This window comes from Monashia sp. HAY1-5C (assembly GCF_056755255.1).
The window spans coordinates 1-260 of sequence record NZ_JBPGXG010000463.1 but is presented as its reverse complement, the minus strand read 5'-3'; the positions used below and the strand labels follow the sequence as shown (position 1 = coordinate 260).

Sequence of the window (260 nt, the reverse complement as noted above, 5' to 3'; positions counted from 1 at the left end):
CCGTCAACGTGCCCGCCGACTACCCGTTCGACGACTTCAAGGATTTGTACACGGAGGCGTGGCGCGCGGGGCTGAAGGGCCTCGCCACGTACCGGCCCAACGCCGTCACGGGCAGCGTGTTGAGTGTCGCGCCGTCTGTCGCCGGAACACCGGACGTCGGCGTGCCGTACCACTTGGATCCGCTGCGCCGCCGTTTCGAGAGCCGCCCGGCCGGGGAACTGGAATCGGTCACCTCGAAGGTCGAATACACGACCCAGGAA

1 protein-coding gene is annotated in these 260 nt (G+C 67.3%); it reads left to right on the top strand.

What is annotated here, in order from left to right; genetic code table 11:
• Positions 1-260, top strand: a 260-nt coding sequence (locus tag ACR9ZK_RS22440; RefSeq protein ID WP_481344139.1) for a hypothetical protein, incomplete at both ends; no start/stop codon positions are given.